The organism is Mycobacterium sp. IDUB_28, assembly GCF_055419285.1.
Genome location: NZ_JBVAXK010000007.1, coordinates 345,059 through 353,234 on the forward strand (window position 1 = coordinate 345,059; position 8,176 = coordinate 353,234).

An 8,176-nucleotide genomic window follows, 5' to 3' on the forward strand; every position below is an offset into this window, starting at 1 on the left:
CTCATTCGGGTGGTCGGAGCATGTATCCAATCCCACGCACGGTGTGGATCATGGGCTCTCTGTCGGCGTCGATCTTCTTCCGCAAGTAGGAGATGTACAGATCGACGATGCTGGTGCGGCCGGCGAAGTCGTAGTTCCACACCCGATCGAGAATCTCGGTGCGGCTCAGGGCACGCCGCGGGTTGCGCATCAAGAAGCGCAGCAGTTCGAATTCGGTCGACGACAGCGACATCGGGGTGCCCCCGCGGGTCACCTCCCGGCTGGCTGCATCGAGCTTGAGGTCGCCGACCTTCAGGGACTCGTCGGCTGGTGGCGCCAGGTGGCTGGAGCGGCGCAGCAGCCCGCGCAACCGGGCGACCAGTTCCTCGAGGCTGAACGGCTTGGTCATGTAGTCGTCGGCGCCCGCGGTCAGGCCGGTGACCCGGTCCATCACCGAGTCCCGGGCAGTGAGGAACAAGGTAGGTGTGTAGGTGTCGGATTCGCGCACCCGTTGCAGGATCTGCAGGCCGTCCACGTCGGGCAGCATGATGTCGAGAACCAGTACGTCCGGGCCGATGCGGTCGAACTTGGCGATGGCCTCGCGCCCATTGTGCGCGATCTCGACATCCCAGCCTTCGTAGTGCAGCGCCATCTTGACCAGATTGGTCAGAGCCGGTTCGTCGTCGACCAGCAACACTCGGATCGGCGAGCCGTCGGCCCGGTTGATTCGCGGCAGTTGCCCAAGAATTGCTTGGCGTGGACGTTGCGCGCGCCCGTATCCCGTCATTGCTGTCATATTCGAGCATTCTTTCAACCGCATATGTGGTTGTCACTGGCTTCATAGATTTCTCAAAACTAATGACCATGGTACGCGGCGGCCGCGGAGCGATCGGATATGCGTTCGATATGCATCGAAGCGGTGCAGACCATCCGCCGGAACTTCCAAAGACTCTGTGATAGCGCATGATTCATCGGTGGGGCAGGTTTCGCAACGGGCGATCCTGCTCCTTTGGGGCCGTCGGCCGGCGACCGTTGGGAGATGTGGGCCGACGACCGGTGCTCGGTGTGCCGACGGGTGTGGGTGAGTTCTGCCGGCCCGGATTCGACGGGGCTGGTACGGCTGCCGAAGGAGTCGGTCGAAGCGATGGGGCAGCAGGCCGGGGGCCCGGAAATTGCCGTTGCTGTAGCAAACTAACGACCTGGTCAATACAAACGCGCGTGGCCGCACCCCCGAAGGAATGCGGCCACGCGTCGAAACGTGCCGGTGTGATCTACCGGGATCGTCGCGTCAGCAGACGACCTGTTTGGGCATGACGATCGGCCGGACGCCGTAGCGCGGGCCGGCAGCGGCTCCGGCGCCCTTGGCGGCCGCGGCCATGCCCGGCATCCCAGCCATCATTCCCGGCGCCGCGGCTTCCCCGGCGACGGTCCAACCACTGCCCGCCAGCGCGGTTCCGGCGTTGGCGGCCACCGGAGCGGCCGCGGCCCAACTCGCCGGTACCGACAGGGTGCCCACCAGCGACGCTTCGCCCATGCTGGCGGCGGCGCCGGCTGCTCCCACGTCGCTGATCAGTCCCGCGGCCGCCCCTTCGGCCGCAATGGCACCCACCCCGGCCGCCTCGGCCGCGGCGGCAATGTTGCCGTCGATGGTGTGGGCGGCGAAGATCCCATTGGGGATCGCGGCGAACATGAACCACGACGCCGTCACGCCGACCTGCTGGATGCCGTTGAAGATGAATGGGGTGCCCAAGAAGCCGTCGAGTGCCGTGATCAGGTCCTGTGCACCGGCCGGCAGCGCCTTGTAGATGCCATCGCCGATCCCGGTTGCCCCGGTGAGCAAGTTGGACATTTCGCTCTGCAAACCGGTGACGATGTCGCCCAACCCGGCGGCGGGTCCCACCGCCTGCGCGGCGGCGACGGCGGCAGCCTGAGCTCCCGCGCCGCCGGGGTTGGTTTCCGGCGCCAACGGAGTCACCGGTTCCAAGATTCCCGCGACGGCCGAACTGGCCTGGTAGGTGGTCATCGCAAGGACGTCCTGGACCCACATCTCCAGGTACTGGGCCTCGGTTGCCATGATCGCCGGGGTGTTGATGCCCAGGAAGTTGGTGGCGACCAGGGTGGCCAACAGTGCGCGGTTTGCGGCGATCACCGCCGGGGGCACCGTGGCCGCGAAGGCGGCTTCGTAGGCAGCTGCCGAGGCGGAGGCTTGAATGCCGGCCTGCTCTGCCGCTGCCGCTGTCGAGGTCAGCCATGCCACGTAGGGCTGGGCCGCGGCGGCGGCCGCCGCCGACCCGGCGCCGGTCCACTGCTCGGTGGTCAGCGACGTGATGATCGACTCGTACTGGGTCGCGGTCGTGCTCAGCTCGGCGGCCAGGTTGTTCCACGCCGTCGCGGCCGCCATCAGCGGGCCGGCGCCTGCGCCGGCGTACATCAGCGCGGAGTTGACTTCCGGGGGGAATCCTAAGAAAGACATGTCCTATCCGTTTCTTTTAGTTTGATTCCGATTAGTGGCAGGCTCGGCGTGCGGGGCTTAGACGCTCACCGGTTTCGGCATGACGATGGGCTTGACCCCGTAGCGAGGTGCACCGAAACCGGCGCTGTTGCGGGCCGCCGACGCCACGCCAGGCATGCCGGGATAGAACGCGCCGGGTGCAGCCGCGGGCGCTGCGGTCGTCCAGCCGGCTCCGGAGAGCGCACCCGTGGTGGAACTCGACACCAGGGTGGTGCCCGCGGCCCAGCTCGGTGGCACCGACATCGAGCCGACCATCGCGGCCTCGCCGACCGCCGCGATCGGCGCGCCGCCGCTCACCGCGCTGACCGCTGAGGCGCCTTCGGCCGCGGTTGCGGCTTCGGCTGCCGCGGCAAGTTCTTCGGGGACGCCGTATCCCTCCGGCATCAAGCCGCCGCTGGTCAGACCGAGCATGTTCGACGAGGCCGAGGCGAAGTTACCGATCTCGTAGCTGGCGATGTTGGCCATGTTCCCCGAGAGGCTGAGGGGCTCACTGTTCACGCTTCCGACCGGTCCGCCGAGCAGCGTCGCAAGTTCGGTGAAGATGTCCGAGACGGGGTCGGAGGCCGCCGGGGCGGCGGCGGCGGAGCCGACGGCGTCCGCCAGAGTCGCCGCTGCGGCGTTCGCCGACTCCGATGACTCGTAGGTACCGCTGCTCATGCCGAGGGTCTGCACGAACTGTTCCTGAATTGCCTGAGCTTCGGCCGCAAGTTGCTGATACAGAGCGCCGTAGGCGGTGAAGATCCCGGACTGGATGATCGACACCTCGTCGGAAGCCGCGGGAGAAATGAAGGTGGTCGGGGCCGCCGCGCCCGCGTTCTGCGCCGCCAAAGCACTGCCGATGGCACCCAGCTGTGCCGCTGCGGCGGACAGTTCTGCAGGTACCGCTGTCAGGTATGACATCTGTTGCTCCTTGTATCCGGAAACATGGCCGACCTGTACTGCCCGTCGGCCCTGAGTGTTTGCGTAACGGCTGCTGTGCGTTGGCGTAACGCTAACGAGCTACTGCCCCACAGTTCCCGCCGAAGCGCACAGGGTGACGGACGTTTACGGCCTCTTAACGATCGCGTGGATGCTTTTAACAAGCTCTTGGCGGCTGATACGGCCGTGTCATATGCCCCAACGGGGTGGGCGCGCCTATTCAGATGCGCGGCGCGCGATCCTAGCGGAGTCCCCGCCCCGCCGCACATTGGCGTTGCGCGGCCGACGGCATGCCCGATCGGGGCGCATCGCACACTAGATTCACTCGCTGAGCCCCCATAGCCCAATTGGCAGAGGCAGCGGACTTAAAATCCGCACAGTGTCGGTTCGAGTCCGACTGGGGGCACAGAGAAAGCGCTGCTCAGTAGCGTTTTTGCTCGAATGCCTTTGCCTGCAGTGGAGAAATCGTCCGCAGATCGTCCGCAGCAGTTTGTACGGCAGCGTCGAAAGCGTCCGCGATGCTGCCCAGGTCATCAGGGAACAGGTGGCCGTAGCGGTCCAATGTCAGGGTGGCCGTCTTGTGGCCCAGCAGTGTCTGCAGCACCTTCACATTCGCCCCCGCGCTGATCGCCGGTGATGCGCACGTATGACGCAACTCCTGTGGGGTGATCTCGGGAAACTCCAAAGTGGTCGCTTCGCCTGTTTCCTTGAGCTCTTGCGCGCGTTGCGCCCTCTCGGAGGCGAGGACGGCCTGCACTGCCGGGTCAAATACCCACCGAACTTCTCCCAGCGTGAGATAGCCGCCGCGCCGTGAGAAAAAATCAATCGCTGCGCCCTTGTTGCCCTGTATTTCGGTTCTCAGGAGCGGTGCTAAGAACTTGGGCACCGGCACGGTGCGGGCACTGTGATTCTTGGTCGGCCCCTCAACCAGCCCCGCACCGGGAACGTAGGTCACTGACCGGGTGACCCGAATGCGCCGCGCCTCAAGGTGCAGGTCCCCCACGCGGAGGGCGGCAGCTTCACCGAACCTCAGCCCGCAGTAACCCAGCACCAGGACAAACGTGTGGAACCGGCCCGAGGCGATCGCCAGCCGGTGCAGCTGCTCATGAGTGAGATAGCGCTGCTCTAACTCGGGCAGCCTGGGCAGTTCGATCCCGTCAGCAGGGTTGGCGGGCAGGTGTTTGGCCTTGACGGCGAACTTCAGGACCGCACCGATCAGCTGGTGGGCCTGGCGCACCCGAGAGGCGCTGAGCCCCTTGCCCTCGAAGCGCACCGAGCCGTCTACTGCCAGGCCAGTAATCCAGATCTGTAAGTCATCAAAGCTGATCTCTCGCAGCGGTACGTTCTCCCATTTGGGTAGGACGATCGTGTCCAGCAACGAGCGGTAACCGGCGACGGTCTTAGGTGCCCGCGTGGCCTTGGTGGAGATCCACCGCTCCGCCATCACGCCGAAGGTGACGGCTGAGAGTTTGGGGTCGGTCCAGGTGCCGGTGACCTGGTCGCTGACTTGCGAGCATTGGCGCTCCATTCGCCGTCCTGCCGACGCGACCGACGCGACCTCGCCGCGTTATCCCGTGTGCTGAACGTGCACTCCTACCGGAAGTCGCCGCTCGCGTGCAGCGTTCCCATTCTTGAGCAGCATCACACCGTCTGGTGGTGAGTGGTGATCGTCGTTGAGGGCGGCGTATTGACGTTGCTATAAACGGGACCTGTTTCTCGCGCAGTTGTGTTCATTGAGGTGAAGGCGGATGGATCCTCTGTTGGTGTCGAGTGGCCACTTTTGCCTGTTATCTCACGGTAGAAGCGGATCAGACGAAACACGAGCAACAAAACCATTCACCAACCACAGCTGTCACACGATTATCTACCAGTCCAAATAAGAGGTCGCCAAACCGACGAATCAATATCACGAAAACGGCCACGCGAATGGCCGCCAGAGATTATTCTGTTCTCGGGGTTTGGGGGCGGAGATTGCCGGGGGGCATCGCGCGTTACCGCTGGTCAATAGGGCACATGCGCCTTTTGGCGTGCTCCTTTGGGGGCGTGCGCACCACACACAACGAAATTGATGCCGACGCGGCCATCGCGGGTCCACCAGTTAACCATCACGCTTGGCCATATCCGGGGACGTGTGTTCTGCAATCGGCTCCAACCTCATATCTGAATCAAGCTAGCAAACCCAAGGAACCCGCATGAACAAGATCGTCGCCGCCGCCGCAGCCGCCCTGGCGGCGACCGGCATCTCACTGGCCGCTGCCGCCCCCGCTCACGCCGACTCATTTGTGCGTACCACCGTGACCTGGGTGGGAGCTGACTGCATCCTCATCTACCACGGCTGGAATGGGGTGGCCAAGCCGGTCTGTAATCCCAGCGGCACCTACACCTACACCGAGGGCAACGCCTGGCCGGGGGATCAGATCGGGCTGGATCCGATCATGGGCTCGGCAAGCTACATCGACTGCAAAATGTGGATTAACGGCGTTCTGTCTTGGTCAGACGCCGCCTACGCAGGTGATGGCTCCGACGTCACCTGTCACCGGATCCTAACGGCCTGATCAGGTTCGAGCGGGCGGGCAAGCTCCTCCTGCCGCCAGATACGTGTCGGCGGCGACGCGAGAAGCGACAGCGGGCGATGAGCGAAACATCCCAGGACGGAACTGTGGTCGTCATCGTCGACCCGAAGTCCACCACTGCTGCGCATCTATCTGGCTTGACCCACAAGGCAATACTCACCGGGCCGCTACGCCCCATAGAGCTGAACTGATTCAAGGAACCACTGAAGGAGAAATCGCCATGTCAAAGAAGGCAATCGTCGCCGGATCGGCGGTGGGGGCTGTCGCGGTCACAATTGGGCTAGCGGCACCGGCTCACGCGGACAGTTATCAAGCCCAACAACATCGGATATGGGCGGTAAACAACTTCGGTCCCTCGTTATGCGCCCAGCTTGACGCAGCGCCTACGGCGCTTAACGTTCACAACTTCACCAACAGGCTGGTCGGCGTGCGCCTTTCGGACGGTTGGTACTTCTTCCAAGACGAGGCTGAGCAGATCACAGCAGCGTCCATTAATACCTATTGCCCGCAGCACCAAGGGCTTTACTTCGGTACAAAATTTGGGGAGGGGTTTCTCCAAGGACTCCTCGGCGGATAAGGCCGGGAGGGAGAGGGAGGAAAGAGAACACCATGAAGCGTTTATCACTGATCGTCGCCGCTGTTGTCGGCCTCGGTGTGCTTTGCCTGGCGACGACTTTGGGCCTAGCGCTAGCGTCTGCTGATCCGTCCTGGACGATGCCGAACCTGATTGGCAAGGATCTGCAGGGCGCTCAGGATGCCATCCAGTCATTGACAAATGGTCAAGTGTGGTACTCGGGCTCGAAGGACTTGACCGGTAAGGGCCGTTCCCAGGTCGTCGATCGGAACTGGGTGGTGTGCACTTCGACACCCCCGCCTGGGGCTGCTATTACTACGGGCACCAGTATCACGTTTGGCGTGGTTCGCATTGACACTGAGAAGTGCCCTTAAAGTAATTTTTGCACGCCCACTAAAATCGCAGAATATGTCGACGGGCCGTTACATACGCTAGCCCCCAACTCTCTGAAAGCCAAAGCGCTAACAGCTATCTGGCTCGTGTCCCAGGCCGAAGGGGAACCTGACGACAAGCGCTACCGCAGCGGGTTTCTGCGTCATCGACACACACCGGCGCGGTGCTCGCGGGCGCTACCTTCCCGAACACCGGTCCGGGACACCGCCGGGCGCTGTCCTGGATCCGCCGACACAGCCCGGCAATGAACGTCTTGGCTGCGGTCGAGGGCACCAGCTCCTACGGCGCCGGGGTCACCGCGGCACTGGGGGCTGCCGGCATCGAAGTCACCGAAGCTCGTCCCGTGGGCCGGCACCGCGATCGTGCGGGCAAGTCCGATGTGATCGACGCTGAGCTCGCCGCACGATCAGTGCTCGGGGTCGAACGCCAACGCATACCGGTACCCCGCCAGAGCAGTGAACGCGAGGATCTGCGGATTCTCTTGGCCGCACGCAGGATCCTCGATCAGCAGCGCACCGCCAACCGCAACGCATTGACCGCCCTGCTCCGGACAGTCGACCTCGGAATCGATGCACGCAAACCACTGCACGACAACCAGATCCGAGCGATCGCCGCATGGCGGATCAACCAAAAACTGGCCGCCACGAACACCCACGCGGTCGCACGCCAACTAGCCAGAGCGGTCCTGGAACACACGACCCAGCTGCAGGACAATCATCAGCAGCTGCGCGCCCTAGCCGCGCACGCGGCCCCCGGGCTCCAAGAGCTCTCCGGTGTTGGACCAGTCACCGCAGCCATCATCATCTGCGCCTACTCCCACCGCGGACGCATCCGCTCCGAGGCTGCCTTCGCCGCCCTGGGCGGCGTGGCACCACTTCCCGCCTCATCAGGCAACACCACCCGACACCGCCTGTCCCGCGCCGGGGACCGCCAACTCAACCGCGCGTTCGACATCATCGTCCGCAGCCGAATGACCAGCGACCCCACCACCCGCCGCTACGTCGCCCGACGCACCGCAGAAGGCATGTCCACCCGCGAAACCCGACGCTGCCTCAAACGCTACGTCTGCCGATCAGTCTTTCGACAACTTCAAGCCGCCACTTGACACCAGACCATATGAGGTGAGCCCCCTGTAGTGGTCCAGTCGTTGTGGGACTCTGTTGCCCGAGTGCTTGGGCAGGAAGAATCACTAACGACATGGCATCGAACAGGCGCCGGCGGCATACG

At 63.9% G+C, this 8,176-nt stretch carries 6 protein-coding genes, 1 tRNA gene and 1 pseudogene; 4 read left to right on the forward strand and 4 right to left on the reverse strand.

Translation table 11 applies throughout. The annotated features are described in order from the left end of the window. Position 1: 1 nt before the first annotated feature. The 3 genes from ACZYZ9_RS17330 to ACZYZ9_RS17340 all read right to left on the reverse strand — a co-directional run bounded on the left by ACZYZ9_RS17330 (position 2) and on the right by ACZYZ9_RS17340 (position 3,391). Positions 2-775 carry a response regulator transcription factor gene (locus ACZYZ9_RS17330; protein ID WP_463827486.1) on the reverse strand — a complete coding sequence of 258 codons (774 nt, stop codon included), beginning with the start codon at positions 773-775 and terminating at the stop codon, positions 2-4. 492 nt (positions 776-1,267) lie between these two features. Then, a complete protein-coding gene (locus ACZYZ9_RS17335) occupies positions 1,268-2,452 on the reverse strand; it encodes a PPE family protein (protein WP_463827487.1) in 1,185 nt (394 codons plus the stop codon). A gap of 57 nt (positions 2,453-2,509) precedes the next feature. Further along, a complete protein-coding gene (locus ACZYZ9_RS17340; RefSeq protein ID WP_463827488.1) occupies positions 2,510-3,391 on the reverse strand; it encodes a PPE family protein, SVP subgroup in 882 nt (293 codons plus the stop codon). 350 nt (positions 3,392-3,741) lie between these two features. Here ACZYZ9_RS17340 and ACZYZ9_RS17345 point away from each other — a divergent pair. Further along, positions 3,742-3,815, forward strand: a tRNA-Leu gene (locus tag ACZYZ9_RS17345). A gap of 15 nt (positions 3,816-3,830) precedes the next feature. Here the strand turns inward: ACZYZ9_RS17345 and ACZYZ9_RS17350 are convergent. Next, positions 3,831-4,937, reverse strand: coding sequence for a tyrosine-type recombinase/integrase (locus ACZYZ9_RS17350; RefSeq protein ID WP_463827489.1), 1,107 nt, complete (start codon positions 4,935-4,937; stop codon positions 3,831-3,833). A gap of 664 nt (positions 4,938-5,601) precedes the next feature. On the opposite strand from ACZYZ9_RS17350, the gene ACZYZ9_RS17355 reads away from it, so the two are divergent. The 3 genes and pseudogenes from ACZYZ9_RS17355 to ACZYZ9_RS17365 all read left to right on the forward strand — a co-directional run. Further along, entirely contained in the window at positions 5,602-5,964 is a 363-nt protein-coding gene (locus ACZYZ9_RS17355) for a hypothetical protein (protein ID WP_463827490.1), read from the forward strand. Positions 5,965-6,202: 238 nt separating this feature from the next. Further along, positions 6,203-6,559: a hypothetical protein gene (locus tag ACZYZ9_RS17360; RefSeq protein ID WP_463827491.1), complete on the forward strand. Its 357-nt coding sequence runs from the start codon at positions 6,203-6,205 to the stop codon at positions 6,557-6,559. Positions 6,560-7,109: 550 nt separating this feature from the next. Further along, positions 7,110-8,054 (forward strand): annotated as a pseudogene (locus ACZYZ9_RS17365) (IS110 family RNA-guided transposase); the annotation flags it as partial. Between the last annotated feature and the right edge of the window lie 122 nt (positions 8,055-8,176).